Origin of the sequence: Actinomadura sp. WMMA1423 (assembly GCF_006547145.1) — a bacterium.
Classification (GTDB): domain Bacteria; phylum Actinomycetota; class Actinomycetes; order Streptosporangiales; family Streptosporangiaceae; genus Spirillospora.
On record NZ_CP041244.1, the window covers coordinates 8,185,479 to 8,209,329 of the forward strand.

The 23,851-nt window shown below is 72.6% G+C and carries 22 protein-coding genes; 15 read left to right on the forward strand and 7 right to left on the reverse strand.

Going from position 1 to position 23,851, the window contains the following annotated elements:
* Positions 1–32 precede the first annotated feature (32 nt).
* Positions 33–1,271 (reverse strand): LeuA family protein, encoded by a 1,239-nt coding sequence (locus FKD65_RS37935; protein ID WP_141583999.1) that lies wholly within the window; start codon positions 1,269–1,271, stop codon positions 33–35.
* Positions 1,272–1,338: 67 nt separating this feature from the next.
* Between FKD65_RS37935 and FKD65_RS37940 the strand changes: the two genes are divergently transcribed.
* The 4 genes from FKD65_RS37940 to FKD65_RS37955 all read left to right on the forward strand — a co-directional run bounded on the left by FKD65_RS37940 (position 1,339) and on the right by FKD65_RS37955 (position 4,384).
* Positions 1,339–2,568, forward strand: coding sequence for a citrate/2-methylcitrate synthase (locus FKD65_RS37940; protein ID WP_141584001.1), 1,230 nt, complete (start codon positions 1,339–1,341; stop codon positions 2,566–2,568).
* 63 nt (positions 2,569–2,631) lie between these two features.
* Positions 2,632–2,988: a hypothetical protein gene (locus FKD65_RS37945; protein ID WP_141584004.1), complete on the forward strand. Its 357-nt coding sequence runs from the start codon at positions 2,632–2,634 to the stop codon at positions 2,986–2,988.
* An 87-nt stretch (positions 2,989–3,075) separates the two neighbouring features.
* A complete protein-coding gene (locus tag FKD65_RS37950; protein WP_240809803.1) occupies positions 3,076–3,387 on the forward strand; it encodes a DUF3817 domain-containing protein in 312 nt (103 codons plus the stop codon).
* 73 nt (positions 3,388–3,460) lie between these two features.
* Positions 3,461–4,384: a helix-turn-helix domain-containing GNAT family N-acetyltransferase gene (locus FKD65_RS37955; RefSeq protein ID WP_141584008.1), complete on the forward strand. Its 924-nt coding sequence runs from the start codon at positions 3,461–3,463 to the stop codon at positions 4,382–4,384.
* Between the two features lie 641 nt (positions 4,385–5,025).
* Here the strand turns inward: FKD65_RS37955 and FKD65_RS37960 are convergent.
* The 3 genes from FKD65_RS37960 to FKD65_RS37970 form a co-directional block, all read right to left on the reverse strand.
* Positions 5,026–6,267, reverse strand: a complete 1,242-nt coding sequence (locus FKD65_RS37960; RefSeq protein WP_205718399.1) for an MFS transporter — start codon at positions 6,265–6,267, stop codon at positions 5,026–5,028.
* 288 nt (positions 6,268–6,555) lie between these two features.
* The gene (locus tag FKD65_RS37965) at positions 6,556–7,056 is read right to left on the reverse strand and encodes a hypothetical protein (protein ID WP_141584010.1); all 501 of its coding nucleotides are present in this window, start codon (positions 7,054–7,056) and stop codon (positions 6,556–6,558) included.
* 38 nt (positions 7,057–7,094) lie between these two features.
* Positions 7,095–8,111: a phosphodiester glycosidase family protein gene (locus tag FKD65_RS37970; RefSeq protein ID WP_141584013.1), complete on the reverse strand. Its 1,017-nt coding sequence runs from the start codon at positions 8,109–8,111 to the stop codon at positions 7,095–7,097.
* Between the two features lie 156 nt (positions 8,112–8,267).
* Between FKD65_RS37970 and FKD65_RS37975 the strand changes: the two genes are divergently transcribed.
* Positions 8,268–8,798: a hypothetical protein gene (locus FKD65_RS37975; RefSeq protein ID WP_141584015.1), complete on the forward strand. Its 531-nt coding sequence runs from the start codon at positions 8,268–8,270 to the stop codon at positions 8,796–8,798.
* Positions 8,799–9,143: 345 nt separating this feature from the next.
* Here the strand turns inward: FKD65_RS37975 and FKD65_RS37980 are convergent, their stop codons facing one another.
* Complete coding sequence (locus tag FKD65_RS37980; protein WP_141584017.1) at positions 9,144–9,809, reverse strand: hypothetical protein; 666 nt, start codon at positions 9,807–9,809, stop codon at positions 9,144–9,146.
* Between the two features lies 1 nt (position 9,810).
* On the reverse strand, positions 9,811–10,311 hold the full coding sequence (locus tag FKD65_RS37985; RefSeq protein ID WP_141584019.1) for a SigE family RNA polymerase sigma factor: 501 nt from the start codon (positions 10,309–10,311) through the stop codon (positions 9,811–9,813).
* A gap of 265 nt (positions 10,312–10,576) precedes the next feature.
* Between FKD65_RS37985 and lon the strand changes: the two genes are divergently transcribed.
* Together lon and FKD65_RS37995 are read left to right on the forward strand one after the other, a co-directional pair.
* Positions 10,577–12,973 (forward strand): endopeptidase La, encoded by a 2,397-nt coding sequence (gene lon / locus FKD65_RS37990; RefSeq protein ID WP_141584021.1) that lies wholly within the window; start codon positions 10,577–10,579, stop codon positions 12,971–12,973.
* Between the two features lie 124 nt (positions 12,974–13,097).
* Positions 13,098–13,583 (forward strand): VanZ family protein, encoded by a 486-nt coding sequence (locus FKD65_RS37995; RefSeq protein ID WP_240809804.1) that lies wholly within the window; start codon positions 13,098–13,100, stop codon positions 13,581–13,583.
* Here FKD65_RS37995 and FKD65_RS38000 read toward each other — a convergent pair.
* Positions 13,580–15,091: a nitroreductase family deazaflavin-dependent oxidoreductase gene (locus FKD65_RS38000; RefSeq protein ID WP_141584023.1), complete on the reverse strand. Its 1,512-nt coding sequence runs from the start codon at positions 15,089–15,091 to the stop codon at positions 13,580–13,582. The genes FKD65_RS37995 and FKD65_RS38000 overlap by 4 nt on opposite strands.
* 169 nt (positions 15,092–15,260) lie before the next feature.
* Here FKD65_RS38000 and FKD65_RS38005 point away from each other — a divergent pair, with 169 nt between their 5' ends.
* The 8 genes from FKD65_RS38005 to FKD65_RS38040 are packed head-to-tail and all read left to right on the forward strand — an operon-like array spanning position 15,261 to position 23,690.
* A complete protein-coding gene (locus FKD65_RS38005; protein ID WP_141584025.1) occupies positions 15,261–16,271 on the forward strand; it encodes a Gfo/Idh/MocA family oxidoreductase in 1,011 nt (336 codons plus the stop codon).
* Positions 16,268–17,119 carry a TIM barrel protein gene (locus FKD65_RS38010; protein WP_205718400.1) on the forward strand — a complete coding sequence of 284 codons (852 nt, stop codon included), beginning with the start codon at positions 16,268–16,270 and terminating at the stop codon, positions 17,117–17,119. Before FKD65_RS38005 ends, FKD65_RS38010 begins: the two co-directional genes overlap by 4 nt.
* Entirely contained in the window at positions 17,116–18,051 is a 936-nt protein-coding gene (iolC, locus tag FKD65_RS38015; RefSeq protein WP_141584027.1) for a 5-dehydro-2-deoxygluconokinase, read from the forward strand. Before FKD65_RS38010 ends, iolC begins: the two co-directional genes overlap by 4 nt.
* On the forward strand, positions 18,048–18,905 hold the full coding sequence (gene iolB, locus FKD65_RS38020) for a 5-deoxy-glucuronate isomerase (protein ID WP_141584029.1): 858 nt from the start codon (positions 18,048–18,050) through the stop codon (positions 18,903–18,905). Before iolC ends, iolB begins: the two co-directional genes overlap by 4 nt.
* Positions 18,902–20,767, forward strand: coding sequence for a 3D-(3,5/4)-trihydroxycyclohexane-1,2-dione acylhydrolase (decyclizing) (gene iolD / locus FKD65_RS38025; protein WP_141584031.1), 1,866 nt, complete (start codon positions 18,902–18,904; stop codon positions 20,765–20,767). The genes iolB and iolD overlap by 4 nt, the downstream gene beginning before the upstream one ends.
* A gap of 45 nt (positions 20,768–20,812) precedes the next feature.
* Positions 20,813–21,802 carry a sugar ABC transporter substrate-binding protein gene (locus FKD65_RS38030; RefSeq protein WP_141584034.1) on the forward strand — a complete coding sequence of 330 codons (990 nt, stop codon included), beginning with the start codon at positions 20,813–20,815 and terminating at the stop codon, positions 21,800–21,802.
* Complete coding sequence (locus tag FKD65_RS38035) at positions 21,799–22,851, forward strand: ABC transporter permease (protein WP_141584036.1); 1,053 nt, start codon at positions 21,799–21,801, stop codon at positions 22,849–22,851. The genes FKD65_RS38030 and FKD65_RS38035 overlap by 4 nt, the downstream gene beginning before the upstream one ends.
* Positions 22,848–23,690: an ATP-binding cassette domain-containing protein gene (locus FKD65_RS38040; RefSeq protein ID WP_141584038.1), complete on the forward strand. Its 843-nt coding sequence runs from the start codon at positions 22,848–22,850 to the stop codon at positions 23,688–23,690. Before FKD65_RS38035 ends, FKD65_RS38040 begins: the two co-directional genes overlap by 4 nt.
* Positions 23,691–23,851: the final 161 nt, after the last annotated feature.

A 23,851-nucleotide genomic window follows, 5' to 3' on the forward strand; every position in this document is an offset into this window, starting at 1 on the left:
CCCGGCACCGACAAACCCGGACGGCTCCGCGATCAGGGGAGCTGCCCGGGGAAGAGCAGTGCGAGTTCGTTCGGGTACGTGGCGATGAGACGGAGTTCGTCGTCGGTCAGGGGACGGCCCGTCTGGGCGTTGCAGAGCTGGACGAGCTGGAAGGCGAGGTCCTCATCGGCGGGGTCGATTCCGAGGCCGTCCATCACGTGCCTGAAGCCCGCCTTGCCGCCGTACTCGCCGGTCAGCACGACGCGTCCGGGCCGGGCGTGCCAGTCCTCCGGGAAGGGGCCGAGGGTCGCCTCGTCGTACAGCTCGTAGTTGCCGTGGTCCTTCAGCGCGCCGTCCGCGTGGATGCCGGACTCGTGCGCGAACGCGTTCCGTCCGATGCCGACCTGGTTGTAGGGGAGCGGCTGGCCGAACGCGTAGCTCGCCCAGAGCGCGAACCGCCGCGCCCACGCCAGGTCGATCGGATCGCCGAACTCGGCACGCCCCTCAAGGCCGAAGCCGTGCCGGAACGCGAGGATCGTCGACAGCAGGTCCGCGTTGCCCGAACGCTCGCCGATGCCGTTGACGCACGTGTTGATCCAGGCGTCCTGGCCGGCCTCCAGGTCGCCGAGCGCGCCGCTGACGGAGTTGGCCACGGCCATGCCGAGGTCGTTGTGGCAGTGGGTCTCGACCGGCATCGCCACGGCGGAGGCGAGCCCGGCGAAGCGCTCCCTGATCCGCTCCGGCGTGTCGCCGCCGATCGTGTCGCAGTACCGGACGCGGTCGGCGCCGGCCTCCTTGGCGGCGAGCGCGAACTCGGTGAGGAAGCCGTCGTCGGTGCGCGAGCCGTCCTCGGCGTTGACCCCGACCGTCCGGGCGCCGGCCGCCCTGGCCGCGCGGACCGCCCCGGCCGTCTCCCGGATGATCGCGTCCCGGTCGAGCCGGCCCCGGAACTTGTTGGCGATCATGTAGTCGGACGTCGAGATGGACAGGTTGTAGTGCGCGAGACCGGCCTCCCCGGCGCGCACGCCCGCGGCCTTCTCCACGTCCGCCGCGACGCCCCGGCACCACCCCGACAGGCGCAGGTCCCCGAACGCGCCCGCCTCTCCCAGCGCGATCTGCGCCCGGACGTAGGGGGCCTCGTGGAACAGGAACGGGAAGCCGATCTCCGACTGCGCCACGCCCAGCCGTCCCAGGTAGAAGTTGACCATCGTCTTGCCGAACTTGGACAGGCCCGTCCGGGCCGTCTGGACGCCGTCGCGGTTGGTGACGTCCAGGAAGTGAATCTGTGGCATGCCCTCAGATTGACACCGGCAACAACATGTATCAATATTGACGAAAATCAATATCAGGAGATCGGGGATGGCGGACGAGGAGCAGTTCGGCGGGTGGATCGACGCCAGGGCCGCGGCGGAACGGCTCGGTGTGAAGCCCGCCACGCTGTACGCGTACGTGAGCCGGGGCGTCCTGCGGCGCAGGCACGCGCCGGACGGCCGCCGGAGCCTGTTCGACGCCGCGCAGGTGGAGGAGCTGGCCCGGCGGGGCAGGCCCCGCCGCCCGCCCGGCCCGGGCGAGCTGGCGATCGAGTCCGCGATCACCGCCCTCGGCGCCGACCGCCACTACTACCGGGGCCGCGACGCCCTGGAGATGGCGGGGGACCGGGCCTTCGAGGACGTCGCCGGCTGGCTGTGGACCGGCCGCGACGGGCGCGAGGAGCCCTGGCGGGCCCGGGAGGACGGCGTCGCCGCGGCCGTCGCGGCCCAGTCCGGCCTGCCGCCGGGCCTCCTCCCGCTCGACCGGCTCCACCTGATCGTCGCCGCCCTGGCCGCGACCGACCCGCTGCGCCACCACCTCGACCCCGAGGGCGTCACCGCGACCGGCCGGGCCCTGGTCGCCGGGCTGGTCGGCGCCCTGCCGCCCGCGAACGCCGCCGGGAACCGGGCCGACGGCGCCGGAGGCGTCGCCGAGCGGCTGTGGAACCGGCTCTGCCCGCGCCCGCCCGACGACGCCGGGCTGCTGCGCGCGTTCGAGGCCGCCATGATCCTGCTGGCCGACCACGAGCTGGCCGCCTCCACCGTCGCGGCGCGCGTCGCCGCCTCCGTGCGCGCCGACCCCTACGCGGTCGTCGCGTCCGGCCTCGGGGTCCTCAGCGGGCCGCTGCACGGCGGCGCCTCCTACGGCGCGGAACGCCTGATCGCCGAGGTCGCCGATCCGGCGGCGGCGTCCCGGGTGATCGGGGAGCGGCTGCGCGGCGGCGAGCGCGTGCCCGGGTTCGGCCACTCGGTCTACAGGTCCGGCGACGGCCGGGCCGTGCTGCTGATGGACCTCGTCCGCGCCGCGGCGCCCGGCCACGAACGGCTCGCCGCCGCGGAGGCCGTCCTGGACGAGGCCGCGCGGCGCCGCCTCCCGGCGCCCAACGTCGACTTCTCCCTCGCGACGCTCGGCGCGGTCGCCGGGCTCGTCCCGGGGGCGGGGGAGGCCGTCTTCGCCGTCGCCCGCACCGCCGGGTGGCTCGCGCACGCGCTGGAGGAGTACGGCCGGAGCGGCCCGCTGCGCCCCCGCGCGGTCTACGTGGGACCGGAGCCCTCCTGACCTCCGGCCCGCCGGGACGGGGTCGCGGACGCGCTCCGCGGGGGCAGCGGTAGGCTCGGTGACGTGCGACGGTTCCTCACCCCAGGCTGGCTCGGGCTGCACGCGCTCGCCCTCGTGCTGTGCGGCGCGTTCCTCGGCTTCGGCTGGTGGCAGTTCGACCGCGCCCAGGGCGGCAACGACCGCAGCTGGGCCTACACGTTCGAGTGGCCGGTCTTCGCGATCTTCGTGATCGTGATGTGGGTCAAGATGATCCGGGACGAGCGGGCCGGCGTCCGGCCCGCCCCGGCGAGCATCGAGGAGCCCGCGGAGGCCGAGGTGAAGCGGGAGATCATCCGGCAGCAGGAGGAAGAGGACCCCGACCTCGCGGCCTACAACCGCTACCTCGCGCGGCTGAACTCGCAGAGCCGCGGGGGCGGCTGACCCCGCGTCCCGCACGTCCCGCCCAGAGGGGCCCGCCCCGCCCAGAGGGGCCACCCAACGAAAGGTGCGTTTGCTGTGGAAGGCGCGGTGACCAGGTACCGGATCCTGGCGCTGGTGGTCGGCACCCTGCTGGTGCTGCTGGCCGTCGGAATGATCCTCAAGTACGGGCCCACCGACATGCCGGCGCTCGCGGGCGTCGTGGCGCCCGTCCACGGCTTCCTCTACATGGTCTACCTGGTGGCCGCCTTCGACCTGTGGCGGCGCACCGGCTGGCCGCTGAGCCGCATGGCGGTGATCGTCCTCGGCGGGATCGTGCCGCTGATGACCTTCTTCGTCGAGCGCCGGGTGGTCCGCGACGCGCGGGCGCTGCGGCCCGCGAAGGCGGAGGCGAACGCCTGACGCCCCCGTGGGTCTGGTGCGCCGACGCTCCATGCCCTAACGTTTGACTCAGTCAAACGTTAGGAGGGCGCGCATGCGGACGACCCGGGAGGACGTCGGCGCGGTCCGCGCGTTCAACCGCTTCTACACCGGCGTCATCGGGGTGCTCGGCGAGGGGATCGTCCGCTCGCCGTACTCGCTCACCGAGGCCCGGGTGATCTTCGAGCTGGCGCAGCACGAGGACAGCGAGGTGCTGGCCCTGCGCCGCGCCCTCGACCTCGACGCCGGCTACCTCAGCCGGATGCTGGCCCGCTTCGAGGCCGACGGGATCGTGGCGCGCGAGCGCGCCCCCGGGGACGCCCGGCGGCAGATCGTCCGGCTCACCCCGCGCGGCCGCGAGGTGTTCGCCATGCTGGACGAGCGGTCCGTCGCCGAGATCCGCGAACTGCTGGACGGGCTGGCCCCGGCCGACCGCGGCCGCCTGCTCGCGGCGATGCGCACCGTCCAGGAGGTCCTCGGGGAGCGCCCGCACCGGGACGGCTTCGTCCTGCGGTCGCTGCGGCCCGGCGACCTCGGCTGGGTGGTGGAGCGCAACGGCGCCCTCTACGACGTCGAGTGCGGCTGGGACCGCACCTACGAGGCCCTCGTCGCCTCCGTCGTCGCCGACTACGTGAGCGGGCACGAGCCGGAGCGGGAGAACGCCTGGATCGCCGAGTCGGGAGGGGAGCGGCTGGGCGCGGTGTTCTGCGTCCGGCGCGAGGACGACGTCGCGCAGCTGCGGCTGCTGCACGTCGAGCCCGAGGCCCGCGGAACGGGCGTCGGGGCGGCGCTGGTCGCCGAGTGCGTCGACTTCGCCGCCGCGGCGGGCTACGCCGAGATCATGCTGTGGACGACCGCGCTCCAGCGCCCCGCGCACCGCCTCTACGAGCGGGCGGGGTTCGTCCTGGAGGAACGGGAGCCGCCGGTGGAGCGCTTCGGGGACGTCGTCCGGGGCCAGGTCTGGCGGAAGAAGCTGTGAACCGGGCCCGTGGAGGGTGTCGCTCCTCCACGGGCCCTGCTCCGCAGCGATCCCTTACTGCGTGTGGCGGCCGGGACGGGGGTCGGACGGAGTTCCGGCCGCCTGAGCTCACCGGCGGAACGCCGGTTCGGATCTTGCCTGGTTCCCACCTCCCTTCGACGCCACGCCGGACGCGGGCGCTCGCCCGGCGCTCGGGGGAGGGCGCCTGCGAGGCGCCCGGAAGCCTGCGGCCGGACCGGCGGCGCGGCGCGCCGCGGCGGCCGGCCCGGCCTGTGGGGGCCCCGGTGCCGCGGGGGCGGGCGGCACCGTGCCCAGGGGAGGACGTCGGCGCTGGGCCGGTCCGGTACGGCCGAGGACCCGAGGTGTATCGCCGCGCCCCGCCTCCGCGGCCGCCGCTGGGGGGCGGTGCCGGCCGCGGGGCGGTTCGTCGCGAACGTTCTCGGCCGTACGGACCGGGCCGCGCGGGGAAGGGGGCGCGGGGGCGGTCCGGTGCGCGCACTCGCTGGTGTGCATCCGCCGCCTCCCGCCTTTCGACCTGGGGCTTTGCCGCCCCGATGACCTGTCGTTCACCCTGCGTCACGATCTCGTTGCGTTAGGTACCCCCACGTCATGCGCACGTAAACCGGCCCCGGGGCAAAGAATCAAGATCCCGAAATGGCCTTTGCCTCCGCGTTGCCCCGCAGGCCCGCGCGGACCGGGCGGTGCGCCAGGTGCCGGGCGAGCGCCAGGCAGGCCAGAAGGGCGACGAGCGCGCAGACGCCCGTCCAGCCGAACCGGGTGCAGGTCTGGGCGCCGAGCCACGATCCGGTGCTGCCGCCGAGGAACGCGCAGGTCATGTAGGCCGTGTTGATGCGGCTGCGGGCGTCCGGGCGCAGCGCGAAGATCCGCGCCTGGTTCGCGATCATGCCGGACTGCATCGCGACGTCCAGCAGCAGCGTCCCGGCGCCGAGCGCCACGAGCCCCGCCACGCCCCCGACGCCGCCGAGCGCCAGCACCCCGGCCGAGGCGATCGTCCCGAGGATCGCGACGAGGGTGACCGGGTCCGGGCCGCGCCGGTCGACCCGCCGTCCCGCGGAGGTCGTGGCGGTCATGGTGGCCGCGCTGACCAGCGCGAGGACGCCGACCGCCTGGACGCCGAACCCGTACGCCGGCCCCGTCAGGTACAGCGCGACGCCCGTCCACACGGCCTGGAAGGCGCCGAAGACCGTCGCCTGGTAGAAGCACGTCCTCCGCAGGTCGGGTTCCTCGCGCAGCAGGCGCAGCGGCGCGGCCAGCAGCGCCGGATACGACTGCCGCGACGGCGGGACGGTCGCGGGCAGCGCGGTCGTCAGCGCCGCCGCGATCGCCAGCGTCGCGGCCGCGGCGATCAGGTACGGGGCCCGCCAGCCGAGCCACTCGGCGGCGAACCCGCCGAACGTCCGGGCCAGCAGGATGCCGCCGATCGACCCGGCCAGCAGCGTTCCCATGACCGCGCCGCGCCGGTCCTCGGGCACGAGCCCGGCCGCCATCGGCGCGATGACCTGGGCGACCACGGTCGTGACCCCGGCCACGGCGCTCGCGGCGACCAGCACCGCGAGCCCGGGCGCGGCCGCCGCCGCGAGCAGCGCCATGCCCGTGGCGGCGAGCATCGCCACGATCAGCCGGCGGTGCGGGAACCGGTCACCGAGCGGCACCAGCAGGAAGTTCCCGGCCGCGTACCCGAACTGCGTCGCGGTCACCACCAGCGCGGCCGAGCCCGGCGCCACGCCCAGGCCGGACGCCGCGAGAGGGCTGACCGCCTGCGGAAAGTAGATGTTCCCCACGGCGACGCCGCAGGTCAGAGCGAGAAGAAGGATGGTCCGGCGGCCGAGGGCGGCGTCCGCCGAGGGCAAGGAAGAAGACACGGATGCTCCACGTCGAGTCGACGCCTGCGCGTGATCCGGGCAGGCGGGAACCGCGGGGCCGACCCCCGCGCGGGAACCGTCTCGACGTCGTGGAGCGGCGCCGGCCTCAGGCCGGCACGGCCTCCGCCGCCGAGACGCCGGTAGTGGCCTTGCGGAGAGCGGTGAGCACGCGCGACCTCCCGAAGCGCATCCGAGATCTTCGCGCCGACCCTCGCACGCCCCCGCCCCGTCCGCAATCCGTTTTCCGGACTCGCGCGATCGCGGGGCGCGCGCTGGGTCGGAGGCGGCTCAGGGGGCGCCCATGGAGACGGGACGCCCCACCTCGAAACGGAGCGTGGTCTCCAGGTCGGCGGTGCGGTCGAGGATGTCGATCCCGCCCGCGGCGGCGAAGTCGAAGCGGGCGCGGAGGGTGGCGGTGATGTGGTCCGCGGTGGCCGGACCGAACTCGATGCGGGTGACGTCGACCGGGCAGTGGGCGGCGACGAGGTAGACGGAGCCGTCGATGTAGCCCTCCTCCGGGTTCGCCGGGAAGGCGAAGGCGCGCCGCTCCAGCGCCGCCAGGCCAGAGGCCGGAAGCACGATGTGGTCGAGGGAGATCGCCGTGGTGACGAGGTCGGGTCCGCCGGTGCCGGGCCGGAAGGTCGCGGGCTCGTACTCGTCGTCCGCGGAGAAGGGCTCGAGCGGGATCTCGATGCTCCAGGTCCCGGCGACCGGATGGTCGAGCTCGGCCGGCCAGTAGGTGATGGTCCCGGGCTTGAGCTTGAGGAACTCGTCGGTCAGTTCGATCACGGCAGAAGTGTGCCAGGCCCCTCCGACCGCGGGGCCGGTCAGCGGGGGACGGCGACCAGGGCGATCGGCAGGCCGTTTCGCCGGAAGTCGACCAGGGGCCGCAGCAACTGGAGACGGCCGTCGTGGACGGCCGTCTCGTACCGCCCGCAGAAGTCCCGCCGGTACGCGCCGGCCGACACCTTCTGGCAGGCGACCGGCCCGCCGTCCAGGTTCAGGGCGAGGCGCAGGTCGAGCCCCGACCGGGGGAGGAAGGCAGCGAGCGAGTGCAGGGAGAAGTAGGCGTCCCGGGTGGTGCCGACGATGATCCGCCCGGCGGCGTCCTGCCCGAGGAAGCTGCGGTTGGCCAGCCATCGCTCGTCCTGGCCGCCGGTCCGGGAGCGTCCGTCCGCTCCCAGCAGCATCGGGTAGGAGACCATGGCCTGGCTCGCGCCCTCGGTGGCCCGCCGCCAGTCCGTCCCGGCGAGGTCCGCCAGCCGGGCGCCGCCGGTGCCGCCGACCACGAACGCCCCGTGCGTCGCCCGGTACGACGTGGGGCCGAGCCGGCGGCCATCGCTGACGACGGGAGTGTCCGGGCTCCCGTCACGGGCGAAGTAGCTGCCGTTGACGACCATCGCCGCCCCGGTGGCCGACATCCAGTCGCCGACCTCCCGGTCTCCGGCGGGACGGCTCAGCACCCGGAACCGGTAGCGGGCCGGATCGATCCTGCTGAGCAGCAGGGCGTCCACGGGCCGCCCGCCCACCCGGACGGGCAGCTCGGCGACGTCGAACCCTCCGGCGACCTGCCGCCAGCGCACCGGCTCGGCCGCGTCAGGCGTGCGCCGCCCGGCCAGCGACAACCGGATCCCCGGGGACAGCCGGGAATCGTCCGGAGAGACGTCCACCCAGATACTGGCGCCCCGGCGCAGCAACACATTGACGCCGTACCACCCGTCGGCCGTCCAGTACGCGCCCCCCACCGCCGCCGCCGCAGCCAGCACGGGAGCCAGGGCCAGCGAGACCCCCCACCGCCACTTTCGCCCCCACCGCCACGGCCGCGTGATCGTGGTTTTGATCATGCGACTTATGACGCTCGCCCCCTTACGCCGGGTTCGCCGCCGCCCAGCCGCTTTCCCGCACCGGCGCCGGAGGAAGTGAGACCGGCCGGACCGGTGGCGAGACGAACCCGGTTACCGCGCCCATCCGACGGGAGCCTTTCGCGCTTGAATGCGGTCATGGAGAATCCGCTGTGGAACAGGCTGCCGGCAGAGGTGCGGGCTCAGGTCGACGCGCTTGTCCTCGACGACCAGAAGCTCGCTGCCGTCAAGGCGGTCCTCGATGCGTCCAGGGAGCCTCGGACCAGCCTGCATGAGTGTTCTCGGCTGGTCGCCGAACGGTGCGCGGCTCTCGGGCGGCGTTTCCGGCCCGCTCCGTCCGCTCCTCTGGATCTTGAGGATCTCGTCGCGGAGGTCCGGGCGCTGCCGCGGCCTCCGGCCGCGGTCGAGGCCCTCTGGGATGGCGATACCGAGGGCTGGTTCGTGGTGCTGGTCGGCGTGACGCTCGACCCGAAGACTGAACACCATCTCGCGACCGTCCGGCACGGGGGCGATATTCGTGCCTTCAACGGTGAGGTGCCTCCTTGGCCGGAGGCAGAGGAGGCGAGCAGGATCGGCGCGGCCCTGGCGGGACGATTGGACGTGCCGTTCCATTTCGCGAGTCCCGGCGAACCCGACGACACGGCTCCGCGCTGGTGGGACTCACCCTGACCGGGGCGAGGGCGCGGGACGCGGCCGCGTCGCCTGGGGAGATCGGCGCGGCCGGTCCGTGACGGTCGGCGGCCCCTCCGTCCGCGCGCCGGAGTGGATGATCACTCGTGTGGCGGGCGCCCTGCTGGGCGTGGTCATGTGGTCCTTGGGCGCGAGCTTCTGCCTCGCCGTCGTGATCAGAACGGATGACCGTGGTGCGGGCGCTGCGTCTCCGTGTCTGGACCACCCCGGTGAGCTTCTCGGCGCCCTCTTCGTCGTGTGTCTCGTGGCGGCCATGGGTGTCGGGTGTTCGCGTCGCGGGGGCGGCGGGGGCGGATCGGCCGACGGGACAGCAGGCGACGGGGGTCACTCCGCGCACTCCGGTCCGGTGCAGCGGCCGCTGTAGACGGCGACGGACCAGGTGGTCTTCACGGGCGGCTGTGCGGCCACCATTCTCTCGACCTCGACCGGGTCGGCCCCGTCGGGGAGCGAGCCCTTCTTCATGAGGGCCACCTCGAGGATGACGGGCTTCCCCGCCTTCAAAGGACCCGAAGTGCGGGTGGAGAGGGACTGCATGCCGAGGAGGGCGCCCTCGGGCGCACATCCGCCGCCGAAGGCGACGAGGAGTCCGTTGGACCACTGGGCGCTGGTGAAGCCGGCGGCGCAGCGAATGATGATCAGCGTGTCGTCGCCCGCCGGCGTGAACCGGATCCGGGCCTTCGCGGTCGTCGAGAAGCGCTTGGCCCCGATGCGCGGCATGCCCCATCGGGTGTTCGGCAGCTCCGGCACCGGGTCGGTGGCGCTCAGGGTGTACGTGGGGCCGCTCTGGCCGCTCGTGTCGTCGGAAGGAGGCATGGCGATGACCGCCCCTGCCGCGACCGCGGACATCGCGGCGGCGGACGCCGCGGCGAGGCGGACCCGGTTTCCGCGCCTTATCCGCCGGCGGACGTCGGAGGCACGGCGGGTGTTCTCCGGCAGGTGCGCGCTCGCGCTCTCCAGCGTTCCGCGCAGGTCGTCCAGCGTCGGGCTCATGTCAGTTCCTTTCCGCGGTGACGGACGCGGCGATCACCGGATCGATGCGCAGCTTCGCCAGGGCCTTGCTCGTCTGGCTCTTCACGGTGCCGGTGGAGCACCCCATGATCTCGGCGACCCGGCTTTCGGTGAGGTCCTCGAAGTACCTCAGCACGAGGACGGCGCGCTGGCGGGGCGGCAGCCTGCCCAAGGCGGCCCACAGCATCGCCCGGTTGTCCGCTGCGCTCGTGGCGTCGCCGGGTGCGGCTATCTCGGGGACGTCCCGCACGTCCTCGCCTCGCCAGCGGCGCCGTCTCCAGGTGGCGTTGGTGTTGACCAGGATCCGGTAGACGTACGGATCAGGGTCGCCCTCGATGCGGCGCCAGCAACGCCAGGCCTTGACGAGTGCGGTCTGCAGGAGGTCTTCCGCGAGGGCCTGGTCGCGGCACAACAGGTAGGCGGTGCGCAGCAGGCGCGGCGACCGTTCCGCCACGTACGCGCTGTAGTCAGGCCGGTCTCGCATGGGCGTGCGTTCCTTCCATCCTGTTCCTGCACATGACTACCTGCGAGACCCAGCGAAAGGTTGCCCCCGCGACCGAACAACTCTCGACGCGCCGAACGGCCCGTCCCGGACGATGCGGCCGCCCCCTCCGGGCGCCCCGGGGGAGCCGCCCGGCGGGTGATCGCTGAGAGCGAACGTTGCTGTGGAAACAAAATGGTGCTCCGGTTTATTGAGTGAGTGTGACTCAACCTTGTGGTCGGGTCGGTCTACACACTTGGAGCTGAGCATGAGCGAGACCCTGACGCTGCCGGTGCTGCCCCTCGAGGACGGGGTCGTTCTGCCCGGCATGGTGGTGCCCCTGGACCTGTCGGAGAGCGGTGAGGTCCGGGCCGCCGTCGAGGCCGCGCGGGCGGTGGCGCAGGCCAAGGGGCCGGGGATCCGGTCGGCGGCCAAGCCGCGGGTGCTGCTGGTCCCCAGGTTGAACGGGCAGTACGCCGGCATCGGCACGCTCGGTGTGATCGAGCAGGAGGGGCGGCTGCCCGGGGGCGAGCCGGGCGCGGTCGTCCGCGGCGTGCAGCGGGTGCGGATCGGCATCGGGACGACCGGGCCGGGCGCGGCGCTGTGGGTCGAGGGGACGCTGGTCGAGACGCCCCCGGCGACCGGGCGCGCGCAGGAGCTGGCGAAGGAGTACAAGGGGCTGGTCAGCGCGATCCTGCAGAACCGGGGCGCCTGGCAGGTCGTGGACGTCGTGCAGCAGATCGACGACCCGTCCACGCTGGCCGACAACGCCGGGTACGCGCCGTACCTCACCGACGAGCAGAAGATCGAGGTCCTGGAGACCGTCGATGTGGTGGAGCGGCTCAACCTGGTGATCGGGTGGACGCGCGACCACCTCGCCGAGCTGGACGTGGCGGAGACGATCCGCAAGGACGTCCAGGAGGGCATGGAGAAGACGCAGCGCGAGTTCCTGCTGCGCCAGCAGCAGGAGGCCATCCGCAAGGAGCTGGCCGAGCTGAACGGCGACCCGGCCGACGAGGAGGACGACTACCGCGCCCGGATCGAGGCCGCGAACCTTCCCGAGAAGGTGCGCGAGGCGGCGCTCAAGGAGGTCGACAAGCTCGAGCGGTCCTCCGACGCCTCGCCCGAGGGCGGCTGGATCCGCACCTGGCTGGACACCGTCCTCGACATCCCGTGGAACGAGCGGACCGAGGACGCCTACGACATCGCGGGCGCGCGGGAGATCCTGGACGCCGACCACGCCGGTCTCGACGACGTCAAGGAGCGCATCGTCGAGTACCTGGCGGTGCGCAAGCGGCGCGAGGAGCGCGGCCTGGGCGTCGTGGGCGGGCGCAGGAGCGGCGCGGTGCTGGCGCTGACCGGTCCTCCCGGCGTCGGCAAGACGTCGCTGGGCGAGTCGGTCGCGCGGGCCATGGGACGCGAGTTCGTGCGGGTCGCCTTGGGCGGCGTCCGTGACGAGGCCGAGATCCGGGGACACCGCCGCACGTACGTGGGCGCCCTCCCGGGACGCATCGTCCGCGCCATCCGCGAGGCGGGGACCATGAACCCCGTCGTCCTGCTGGACGAGGTCGACAAGGTCGGCGCCGACTACCGGGGCGACCCGACCGCGGCGCTGCTGGAGGTCCTCGACCCCGAGCAGAACCACACCTTCCGGGACCACTACCTGGAGGTGGAGCTCGACCTCAGCGACGTGCTGTTCCTCGCCACCGCGAACGTGGTGGAGGCGATCCCCGGGCCGCTGCTCGACCGGATGGAGCTGGTGGAGCTCGACGGCTACACCGAGCACGAGAAGGTCACGATCGCCCGCGACCACCTGCTGCCGCGCCAGCTCGACAAGGCGGGCCTCGAGGCGTCGGAGGTCTCCTTCGGCGACGACGCGCTGCGGCTGCTCGCGGCCGAGTACACCCGGGAGGCCGGGGTCCGGTCCCTGGACCGCTCGATCGCGCGGGTGCTGCGCAAGGTCGCGGCCAACGTCGCGCTGGAGAAGGCGACGCTGCCCGTCCGGATCGGCGCGGACGACCTGAAGGACTACCTCGGCCGGCCGCGCTTCACCCCGGAGGTCGAGCTGGGCAGGAACGAGCGCCGCACCGGCGTCCCGGGCGTGGCGACGGGCCTCGCGGTCACCGGCGCGGGCGGCGACGTCCTCTACATCGAGGCGTCGCTGGCCGACAAGGAGACCGGCGACACCGGCGTGACGCTCACCGGCCAGCTCGGCGACGTCATGAAGGAGTCGGCCCGGATCGCGCTCAGCTACCTGCGCTCGCGCGGCGCGGAGCTGGAGCTGCCGGTCGGCGACCTGAAGGACCGCGGCGTGCACGTCCACGTGCCCGCCGGCGCGATCCCGAAGGACGGCCCGAGCGCGGGCATCACGATGACGACGGCGCTCGCGTCGCTGCTGTCCGGCCGGCCCGTGCGCTCGGACGTGGCGATGACCGGCGAGGTGTCGCTGACCGGACGGGTGCTGCCGATCGGCGGCCTGAAGCAGAAGCTGCTGGCCGCGTCCCGGCTCGGCATCACCACCGCGATCGTTCCCAAGCGCAACGAGCCGGACCTCGAGGACGTCCCGGCCGAGGTGCTCGAGAAGATGACGGTGTTCGCCGTCAGCGACGTCCGCGAGGTGCTGGACCTGGCCCTGGAGCCCGCCACCACCCCGGTCGCCGCCTGATCGCGCCGGGCACGCCCGCGCCGGGTTCGTCCCGGCGCGGGCGTTTCGCCATTAATGGACTATTCGGTTATGCCGAAACTCCGGCGTATGCATGGACCGTCGCGAACGGGGCAGACCGCGCCGAGTGTTGGTCGAAATGTGGCAGCCCGCGGCAACGGGCGAGAGGGTCCCCTGGTACGTCGTCGCCCTGCGCGTGATGGTCGTGATCATCTCGCTGGGCTTTCTGGGAGTGTTCTTCTACTTCGCTTTCAAACTCACTTTGACCCCCGTGGATGACAACGGGCAGGCGGGCGGGAACACCGATCCCGGCCGGTCGCTCCGGTTCTACATGGACCAGCCCATCAAGGACGCGCTCCTCCAGGTGGGCGGCAACGTGATCCTCCTGGCGCCGCTCGGAGTGCTGCTGCCCCTGGTCTGGACGTCCCTCCGCGGCCCCCTGCGGCTGGCCCTGGTGAGCGCGATGCTCTCGCTGGCCATCGAGACGGTCCAGGGCACGCTCGTGATGGGACGGGCCTTCGACGTCGACGACGTCATCCTCAACGTCGCCGGTGTCGTCCTCGCCTACCTGCTCCTCGGCCGCCGGCTCTCCAGGACCCTCCGGGGCCGTTAACGGGGAGTCAGGCGGAAGATCCTGAGCTGCCGTTCCGTGCGCTCCACGTAACGGTCGTAGACGGGCCAGGCGGCGATGAGGCGCGGCCAGACCTCCTTGCGCTCGACGTCGTCCAGGAGGTGGGCGGTGACGGGGACGGAGCGTCCCTGGAAGCTGACCTGCGCCTCGGGGTTCTTCAGGAGGTTGCCCGACCAGGCGGGGTGCTTCTCGCGGCCGAAGTTGGAGCCGACGACGTACCAGCCGCCCTCCTGGTCGGGCAGGCAGGCGAGCGGCGTCTCCCGGGGGAGGCCGCTGACGGCGCCGGTCGTCGTCAGGACGAGGCTCGGCACGAGGAGCTGGCCGAGCAGCAGCCGCCCCCCGGTGAGCCTGTGCAGCGTCCGGTCCACGGGCGGCACGATCTTCGGTCCCACCCTGGAGAACCATTCGGCGCCCGAGACCCGGTGGAAGACCGGGCCGAAGGTGCGCTGGACGAGTGTCGGCATGGGGGCCTCCTTGGCGGCGAGCCGTCCGGCCCGGCGCGGGTTCAGATGGCCGCTCTCGGCCAGCCAGCGCAGGCCGTCGGCGACGGTTTCCTCGACGGGACGCAGCGTGAGGCCGAGCGCGTCCAGGACGGGACGGTCGTCGGTCGGCACCAGCGTGACCATGAACTCGGCGGCGTCCCGGGTGAGCGGGTAGTCGAAGTGGTGCACGCGCTTGGCCGCGTCCAGGACGGAGCCGAGCGCGAGCATGACGCGGCTGGGGACGCGTACACGGCGGCACCTCACGCCGGTGAGGCGGTCGCACAGGTCGGCGTACTGCGGCCAGGTCAGGTAGTGCCCGCCGAGCACCCAGCGGCTCGGCCCCTGCCGGGCCTCCACGGAACGTGCCAACGCCTCGCCCAGGTCGCGGACGTCGATGACCGAGACGCCTCCGCCCGGGAGCGGCCACACCTTGCCGAGCGCTGCGGCGAGGCCCTCCATCAGCGCGTCCAGGGTCGGCTGGTTCGGGCCGCACACACCGCCGGGGTAGACGATGGTGACCGGGGCGCCGTCCTCCTGGAGGCCGCGCACGTAGCGTTCGGCCGCGAGCTTGGACTTGCCGTAATCCGTCCGGGGGCTCGCCAGGGCGTCCCCAGCGGTGATGACCGGGCCGGACGGCGGCACGAAGACCCCGATGGTCGACACGTGGACCACCGGGGCGAGCCCCTGGGCCACGGCTTGGCCGACGACGTTGCGCGTGCCCTCGACGTTCACCTTCACCAGGTCGCCGGAGCCGCCGGTCACCCCGATCGCCGCGGCCGCGTGGACGGCGGCGTCGCAGCCGCGCAGCGCCGCGGCCACCGATCCGGCGTCGAGCATGTCGCCGGTGACGAGTTCCACGTCCGCGGGGTCGACGCCGACCGCGCGCAGCACCGTGGCCGCCCTGCCGGGGTCGCGGACCAGCGCGCGCGGCCGGTGCCCGGCGTCGAGCAGGGCGCGCACGGCATGGGACCCGACGAAGCCGGAGGCGCCGGTGACGAAGATCCGCATAAGGCAAAACTAGCGCTTGGTGAGCCGACCGGGACAGGCGGAGTCCCGAGTACCGGTGCCGTTTTCGGACACCTCGATACCGCGGAGGCGGACAGCGGGGGCGTTGACGCCTCTGGAACGCTCCATCAGACTCGGTGTCTCCACCTGACCGCCGACCGGGAGGGGTTCTATGAGGATCGGACTGGCCGGTGCGGGGCGCATCGGTGCGCGCCACGCCGCCGCGCTGCGGGAATTGCCCGAGATGGAGGCGGTGGTCGTCGCGGACGCCGACCCCGGCCGCGCCCGGGACCTCGCCGCGCGGCTCGGCGGGGGGCGGGCCCGGGTCACCGCCCTGGACGCCGTCGAGGGGCTCTTCTCGGCCGGACTGGACGGCCTGGTCGTCGCGGCGGCCACCGACGCGCACGCGGGCCTGGTGGAGCGGGCCGTGGCCGCGCGAACTCCCGTCTTCTGCGAGAAACCGCTCGCCTCGGATCTAAATGGAACGTTCCAAATCGTCCGTGCCGCCGCGGGCGCCGACGTGCCGGTGCAGGTCGGGTTCCAGCGCCGGTTCGACGCGGGGAACGCGGCGGCGCGCGAGGCCCTGGCCTCGGGGCGGCTCGGCTGGCTGCACACCGTCCGGTCGTGCAGCTTCGACCCGGCGCCCCCGCCCGCCGAGTACGTCCCCTCGTCCGGCGGGCTGTTCCGCGACTGCCTCATCCACGACCTGGACCTCATCCGGTTCGTCACGGGACGCGAGGTCGTCCGCGTGATGGCCGCGGGCGCCAACCGGGGCGACGACTTCTTCCGCGAGGCCGGCGACGTCGACACCGGGTCCGCGCTGCTCGTCATGGACGACGGGACGCTGGGCCAGGTGTCGGCCACCCGCTACAACGCCGCCGGGTACGACGCGCGCCTGGAGCTCTTCGGGTCCAAGGACAGCGTCATCACAGGCCTGGACGACCGGACCCCCGCGACCGCACTTCCGGACGGGGACCAGCCCAAGGCCCCCTACGGCGGTTTCATGGAGCGCTTCTCCGACGCCTACGACGCCGAGCTGCGGGCCTTCGCCGACCTCGTGGCGGGGCGCCGCGCCAACCCCTGCCCGCCGGAAGAGGCGCTGGAGGCGTTCTACCTCGCCGAGGCGTGCGAGCTGTCGATGCGGCAGGGGCGGATCGTCGGCGTCGAGGAGGTGCGGCGGTGAGGGTCGCCGGCGCGCCGATCTCGTGGGGCGTGTGCGAGGTGCCCGGCTGGGGCCATCAGATGGAGCCCGGCCGGGTGCTCGCCGAGATGCACGACCTCGGTCTCGCCGCAACGGAACTGGGGCCGGACGGCTTCCTCCCTAGAGCCGCGCAAGAGCGGAACGAGCTGCTGTCCTCTTTCGGGTTGGGCCTTGTAGGGGCCTTCGTACCCGTCGTACTGCACGACCCTGAGTTCGACCCACTGCCTGTGGTCGAGCAGGCCCTGGACGGTATCGACGGCGTTCTCGTCCTGGCGGCCGCGACCGGCTTCGACGGGTACGACGAACGTCCCGTCCTCGACACCAGGGCGTGGTCGGCGCTCCTCGCGAACCTCGACGCGATCGCCGTGCACGCCGCCGCCCGGGACAGGCTCGTCACCCTGCACCCCCACGTCGGGACGGTCGTGGAGCGGCGCGACGAGGTCGAACGCGTGCTGGGCGGATGCAGCATCCCGCTCTGCCTCGACACAGGGCACCTGCTGGTCGGCGGGACCGATCCGGTGTGGCTGGCCCGTTTCGCGGCGCCGCGCATAGCGCACGTCCATCTGAAAGACGTGGACGCGGAACTCGCTCAACGGGTCCTCAAGGGCGACACCACGTACACGAACGCGGTGCGGGACGGCTTGTACAGGCCCCTCGGAGAAGGCGACATCGACATCCCCGACATCATCCGCACTCTTGAGGCCGCAGGTTATGAAGGCTGGTGGGTGATGGAGCAGGACACCGTCCTGACCGACGAGCCCGCGCAGGGCACCGGACCGTACGGCGACGTCCGGCGCAGCCTCGACTACCTCGCCGGGGTGGCCCGATGACGTTCGACCTCATCACGATGGGCCGGGTCAGCGTCGACGTCTACCCGAACCAGGTGGGCACGCCTCTGGAGGACGTCGAGTCGTTCGGCAAGTACCTCGGTGGCAGCCCCACCAACGTCGCCGTCGCTGCGGCCAGGTACGGCCGCAGCGCCGCCGTCATCACGCGCACGGGAGAAGACCCGTTCGGCCGGTTCGTCCACAAGGCGCTCCAGGGCTACGGCGTGGACGACCGCTACGTCACCGCCGTCCCCGGCCTGCCGACACCTCTCGCCTTCTGCGAGATCTTCCCGCCGGACGACTTCCCGCTGTACTTCTACCGCTATCCCAAGGCCCCCGACCTGATGATCCACCGGGAGGAACTGGACCTCGACGCGATCCGCTCGGCCCGCATCGTCTGGGCCACGGTCACGGGCCTTTCGCAGGAGCCCAGCAGAGAGGCGACCCTGACCGCGCTGGGGGAGCACCCAGGCCGGACCGTCATCGACCTGGACTACCGGCCGATGCTGTGGGACGACCCCACAGCGGCGCCGCACTGGGCGGGGCTCGCCCTGGAGCGGGCAACGGTCGCCGTCGGGAACCTGGAGGAGTGCGAGGTCGCCGTGGGGGAGCGGGAGCCGCGCGCCGCCGCCCGCGCGATCCTGGCCCGTGGCCCCGAACTGGCCATCGTGAAGATGGGCCCGGAGGGCGTCCTGGCGGCGACGGCCGACGAGATGGTGGAGGTACCGCCGGTCAAGGTGGACGTCGTCAACGGGCTCGGCGCGGGGGACGCGTTCGGCGGCGCCGTCTGCCACGGGCTCCTCGCAGGGTGGGACCTGCGGAGGCTCATCGAGTTCGCGGGCGCCGCAGGGGCGATCGTCGCGTCCCGCATCGCCTGCTCCGACGCGATGCCCACCCAGGACGAGGTCGACGAACTGCTGAAGGAGCCGCGATGAAGCACCACCTGCCCGCTGGAACCGCTGCGGAGGCCCCCTACGGGCTCGTCGTGACCCCCGAGTCGGCGGGGTGGGCGTACTCGTCGCTGCGGGTGCTGGAGCTGCCGGAAGGCGGCTCGCACACGTTCGGGACCGGTGAGTTCGAGACGATCGTGCTGCCGCTGGCGGGATCGTGCGAGGTGGAGTGCGACGGCGAGCGGTTCGGGCTTCAGGGGCGCGACGACGTCTTCGCCCGGGTCAGCGACTTCGCCTACGTTCCGCGCGACGCGCGCGTGACGGTGCGGGGCCGGGGACGGTTCGCGCTCGCGGGCGCCCGCTGCGAGCGGCGGCTCGTGCCGCGCTACGGGCCCGCGGAGGCGGTTCCGGTGGAGCTGCGGGGCGCGGGGTCGGCGAGCCGGCAGGTCAACAACTTCGGGACGCCGGAGGGGTTCCCGTTCGCCGAGAAGCTGATCGCGTGCGAGGTGCTGACCCCGGCGGGCTGCTGGTCGTCGTTCCCGCCGCACAAGCACGACGAGCAGACCGCGGACGAGGCCGTCCTGGAGGAGATCTACTACTTCGAGGTCGCCCGGGACGGCATGGCCTACCAGCGCGTCTACGGGTCGCCGGGGCGCCCGATCGACGTCCTGGCGGAAGTCCGCAGCGGCGACGCCGTGCTGATTCCGCACGGCTGGCACGGGCCGTCGATGGCCCCGCCGGGGCATGACCTGTACTACCTGAACGTGATGGCGGGACCGTCGCCGGAGCGGGCGTGGCGCATCTGCGACGACCCGGCGCACGCGTGGATCCGCGACACCTGGAAGGGGCAGGCGGTCGACCCGCGGCTGCCGCTCACCTCGGCGGAGGGACGGTCATGAGGTTGACGGTGGCGCAGGCTCTGGTGCGTTTCCTGGCTGCGCAGTACAGCGTGCGGGATGGGGAGCGGCGGCGGTTCTTCGCCGGGTGTTTCGGGATTTTCGGGCACGGCAATGTGGCGGGGGTCGGTCAGGCGCTGCTGGAGCACGGTGATGAGTTGCCGTACTACATGGCGCGCAACGAGCAGGCGATGGTGCATTCGGCGGCCGGTTATGCGCGGATGAGTGATCGGTTGTCGACGTTGGCGTGCACGACCTCGATCGGGCCGGGCGCGACGAACTTGGTGACGGGTGCGGCGCTGGCCACCATCAACCGGTTGCCGGTGCTGCTGCTGCCCGGGGATGTGTTCGCCACGCGTCCGGCCAATCCGGTGCTGCAGGAGTTGGAGGATGCGCGGTCGTTCGATGTGTCGGTGAATGATTGTTTGCGGCCGGTGTCGAGGTACTGGGATCGGATCAATCGTCCTGAGCAGTTGCCGGGGGCGTTGCTGGCGGCGATGCGGGTGCTGACCGATCCGGCCGAGACCGGTGCGGTGACGTTGGCGCTGCCGCAGGACGTGCAGGCCGAGGCGTTCGAGTGGCCGCAGGAGTTGTTCGCCGAGCGGGTGTGGCGGGTCGCGCGTGCGGTGCCCGAGCCCGCCGCGCTGGAGGAGGCGGCGGCGATCGTGGGGGCGGCGGAGCGTCCGTTGATCGTGGCGGGGGGTGGGGTGATCTACTCCGGTGCGAGCGAGGCGCTGGGGGTGCTGGCCGAGCGGACCGGGGTGCCGGTGGCCGAGACCCAGGCGGGCAAGGGCGCGCTGGCGTGGGATCACCCGTGCTCGGTGGGCGCGATCGGGGCGACGGGGACCACGGCGGCCAACGCGTTGGCGCGCGAGGCCGATGTGGTGGTGGGGATCGGGACGCGTTACAGCGATTTCACCACCGCTTCCCACAGCCTGTTCGCCGACCCCGACGTCAGGTTCGTCAACATCAACGTCGCCAGATCTGATGCGGTCAAGCTCGGGGGAGTGTCGGTGGTGGCCGACGCCCGCGAAGCCATCCGCGCACTGGACACCGCGCTGGAGGGCTACACCGTCCCGCAGGCGCACACCGACCGCGCGCGGGCGTTGATGGCCGAGTGGAACGCCAAGGCCGACCAGGCCTGCCGCCCCCAGGACCAGGACCGCGACGGCGGGGGGTCGATGACCCAGGCCGAGGTGATCGGGGCGGTCAACCAGGTCAGCGGGCCGCGGGACGTGGTGGTGTGCGCGGCGGGGTCGATGCCCGGTGACCTGCACAAGCTGTGGCGGGCCCGCGACCCCAAGGGCTACCACGTCGAGTACGGCTACTCCTGCATGGGCTATGAGATCGCCGGGGGCCTGGGGGTGAAGATGGCCGCGCCCGACCGCGAGGTGTTCGTCATGGTCGGCGACGGCTCGTACCTGATGATGGCCCAGGAACTCACCACCGCCGCCGCCGAAGGCATCAAGCTCGTCGTCGTCCTGGTCCAGAACCACGGCTACGCCTCCATCGGCAACCTGTCCGAATCGGTCGGCGCCCAACGGTTCGGCACCCGCCACCGCCTCCGCACCCCCACCGGCCTGGACGGCGACCCCATCCCTCTCGACCTGGCCGCCAACGCCGCCAGCCTCGGCGCCGACGTCATCCGCGCCACCACCCCCGGCGACCTGCACGACGCCCTCCATCAGGCACGCAAGTCGCCCCGGACCACGGTTATCCACATTGAGACGAACCCCTTGGCAGGCACCCCCGACAGTGCGGCATGGTGGGACGTCCCGGTCGCAGAGGTGTCGGCGCTGGACTCCACCCGGGAGGCCCGCGCCCGATATGAGAGGGATAGGCGCACGCGCCGTCATCATCTGTGATCAACTCCTCAGACCGACCATTCGGGGAGAAACGGAGAACAGCCGATGAGAGGCGTTTTCGCGCGCGGGACGTCCAGGGGTCTCGCGGTACTGGCCGCCGCGGGGCTGCTGGCGCTGAGCGCCTGCAGCAGCTCGGGCGGCAAGAAGTCCGAGGAGACGCCGGAGGGCGCCGGCCCCCGGCTGAAGATCGCGATGATCACGCACTCCGGCGCGGGCGACACCTTCTGGGACATCGTCCAGAAGGGGGCGAAGGCCGCCGCCGCCAAGGACAACGTCGAGTTCCTCTACTCGGCCGACCCCGACGGCGGCAAGCAGGCCCAGCTCGTCCAGGCCGCGCTCGACAAGAAGGTCGACGGCATCATCGTCACCCTCGCCAAGCCGGACGCGATGAAGGACGTGCTGGCCCGCGCCGCGGCGGCGAAGGTCCCGGTCGTTTCGATCAACTCCGGCGCCGAGGACTCGGCGAAGCTCGGCGCGGTCGCGCACTTCGGGCAGGACGAGTCGATCGCCGGTGAGGCCGCGGGCACGGAGCTGGCGAAGATCGGCGCCAAGAAGGCGCTGTGCGTCGTCCACGAGCAGGGCAACGTCGGCCTGGAGGACCGCTGCGCCGGAGCCAAGAAGACGTTCGGCGGCGACCTGCAGAACCTGTTCGTGCAGGGCACCAACATGCCGGAGGTGAAGTCGTCCATCACCGCCAAGCTCCAGGCCGACAAGAGCATCGACGGCATCCTGACGCTCGGCGCCCCGTTCGCCGCCACCGCCGTCGACTCGGTCAAGGAGACCGGGAGCAAGGCGAAGGTGGGCACGTTCGACCTGAACAAGGACCTCATCGCCTCGATCAACTCCGGGGCGATCGAGTTCGCCGTCGACCAGCAGCCCTACCTGCAGGGCTACGAGGCCGTCGACGAGCTGTGGCTGCTGAAGAACAACGGCAACGTGCTCGGCGGCGGGCGCCCCGTGCTGACCGGGCCCGCGATCGTCACCAAGCAGAACGCCGGGCAGCTCGAGGCGTTCGCGAACCGGGGGACGCGGTGACCCAGGCGGTGGCCGAGCCGCCGGTGGCCCGCCCCGACGAGCGCCTGGCCCGGCGGTCGCCGCTGCGGCGGCTGCTGGGCCGCCCGGAGCTCGGCGCGCTGCTCGGCGCGGTGGCGCTGTTCGTGTTCTTCTCGGTGGTGGCGGACGCGTTCCTGCGCGCCGGGTCGTTCTCCACCGTGCTGTACGCGGCGTCGACGTTCGGCATCATGGCGGTCGGGGTGTCGCTGCTGATGATCGGCGGCGAGTTCGACCTGTCCGCCGGGGTGATGGTGACCTCCTCGGCGCTGGTCGCCGCGCTGACCGCCTACCAGTTCACGCTGAACGTGTGGGCGGGCGTGGCGATCTCGCTGGTGCTGACGCTGGTGCTCGGCATGGTGAACGGCGTCCTCTACGTCCGGACGCGGCTGCCGAGCTTCATCATCACGCTCGCCACGTTCTTCATGCTCGCGGGCCTGAACCTCGGCGTGACGAAGGCGCTCACCGGCAACGTCGCGAGCGACTCCGTCCGCGACATGGACGGCTTCGCCTCCGCCCGCGCGGTGTTCGCCTCCGACGTCGACGTCCTCGGCGTCAACGTCAAGGTCACGGTGTTCTGGTGGCTGGCGTTCACGGCGATCGCGACCTGGCTCCTGCTGCGCACCCGCGTCGGCAACTGGATCTTCGCGGTGGGCGGGGCGTCCGCCGCCGCCCGCGCGGTGGGCGTGCCCGTCGACCGCGTGAAGATCGGCCTGTTCATGGGCGTCGCGTTCTGCGCGTGGTTCTCCGGGATGCACCTGGTGTTCGCGTTCGCCACCGTCCAGTCGGGCGAGGGCATCGGCAACGAGTTCCTCTACATCATCTGCGCGGTCATCGGCGGGTGCCTGCTCACCGGCGGCTACGGGTCGGCGATCGGCGCGGCGATCGGCGCGTTCATCTTCGGCATGGCGAACAAGGGCATCGTGTACGCCGAGTGGAACCCCGACTGGTTCCGGTTCTTCCTCGGCGCGATGCTGCTGATCGCCACCGTGGTCAACCTGGTGGTGCGGCGCAGAGTGGAGCGGTCGCCATGACGGACGGCAAGGGCGCGCCGCTCATCCGGCTGAGCGGCGTCGGCAAGAACTACGGCAACGTCATCGCGCTGCGCGACGTCGACCTGGAGGCGTCCGCGGGCGAGGTCACGTGCGTCCTCGGCGACAACGGGGCGGGCAAGTCCACGCTCATCAAGGTCGTCGCCGGGCTGCACCGCCACGACACCGGCACCTACGAGGTGCGGGGGGAGGAGGTGGGCTTCGGCTCGCCCCGCGACGCGCTCGACCGGGGCATCGCGACCGTCTACCAGGACCTCGCGGTCGTCCCGCTCATGCCGGTCTGGCGCAACTTCTTCCTCGGCTCGGAGCTGCGGGGCCGTTTCGGTCGCATCGACGTCCGGTCCATGCGCGAGACCACCCATCGCGAGATGGCCGCGATGGGCATCGACCTGCGCGACGTCGACCAGCCCATCGGGACCCTGTCGGGCGGCGAGCGGCAGTGCGTGGCCATCGCCCGCGCCGTCCACTTCGGCGCGAAGGCCCTCGTGCTGGACGAGCCCACCGCCGCCCTCGGCGTCAAGCAGGCCGGGGTGGTGCTGCGCTACATCGTCCAGGCGCGGGAGCGGGGCCTCGCGGTCGTCTTCATCACCCACAACCCGCACCACGCCTACCCGGTCGGCGACCGCTTCCTGATCCTCAACCGGGGGCGCAGCATCGGCTACCACACCAAGGAGGAGATCACCCGCGAGGAGCTCACCGCCCTCATGGCGGGCGGCGGCGAACTGGAGGAACTCGCCCACGAACTGGACGCGGCCGGCTCGTCCGCCGCCGCCGCACGAGTGACGAAGGAGGCCCAAAGCCTGGGCCTCACCGACGGCTGACGACGCCCGGCCCGGACGCCGCTGACGACGCCCGGCCCGGACGCCGCGCCCCGGGCCGTTCCGTGCGGCTCGGGGCGGTCGTCGCGTTTCGGGCTGGTCACTGTGGCTCTGGAGGCGGCACGGCCTGGGACGGTGCCCACCGCGGGGGCGGCCACGGCTGC

Coding starts and splice junctions, on each gene's coding strand:
- FKD65_RS38040 (WP_141584038.1), top strand. CDS start 22,848: ATGACGGACGGCAAGGGCGCGCCGCTCATCCGGCTGAGCGGCGTCGGC.
- FKD65_RS37940 (WP_141584001.1), top strand. CDS start 1,339: ATGGCGGACGAGGAGCAGTTCGGCGGGTGGATCGACGCCAGGGCCGCG.
- iolC (WP_141584027.1), top strand. CDS start 17,116: ATGACGTTCGACCTCATCACGATGGGCCGGGTCAGCGTCGACGTCTAC.
- iolB (WP_141584029.1), top strand. CDS start 18,048: ATGAAGCACCACCTGCCCGCTGGAACCGCTGCGGAGGCCCCCTACGGG.
- FKD65_RS37970 (WP_141584013.1), bottom strand. CDS start 8,111: ATGATCAAAACCACGATCACGCGGCCGTGGCGGTGGGGGCGAAAGTGG.
- FKD65_RS37975 (WP_141584015.1), top strand. CDS start 8,268: ATGGAGAATCCGCTGTGGAACAGGCTGCCGGCAGAGGTGCGGGCTCAG.
- FKD65_RS38000 (WP_141584023.1), bottom strand. CDS start 15,091: ATGCGGATCTTCGTCACCGGCGCCTCCGGCTTCGTCGGGTCCCATGCC.
- FKD65_RS37935 (WP_141583999.1), bottom strand. CDS start 1,271: ATGCCACAGATTCACTTCCTGGACGTCACCAACCGCGACGGCGTCCAG.
- FKD65_RS38030 (WP_141584034.1), top strand. CDS start 20,813: ATGAGAGGCGTTTTCGCGCGCGGGACGTCCAGGGGTCTCGCGGTACTG.
- FKD65_RS37955 (WP_141584008.1), top strand. CDS start 3,461: ATGCGGACGACCCGGGAGGACGTCGGCGCGGTCCGCGCGTTCAACCGC.
- FKD65_RS38005 (WP_141584025.1), top strand. CDS start 15,261: ATGAGGATCGGACTGGCCGGTGCGGGGCGCATCGGTGCGCGCCACGCC.
- FKD65_RS37985 (WP_141584019.1), bottom strand. CDS start 10,311: ATGCGAGACCGGCCTGACTACAGCGCGTACGTGGCGGAACGGTCGCCG.
- iolD (WP_141584031.1), top strand. CDS start 18,902: ATGAGGTTGACGGTGGCGCAGGCTCTGGTGCGTTTCCTGGCTGCGCAG.
- lon (WP_141584021.1), top strand. CDS start 10,577: ATGAGCGAGACCCTGACGCTGCCGGTGCTGCCCCTCGAGGACGGGGTC.
- FKD65_RS37980 (WP_141584017.1), bottom strand. CDS start 9,809: ATGAGCCCGACGCTGGACGACCTGCGCGGAACGCTGGAGAGCGCGAGC.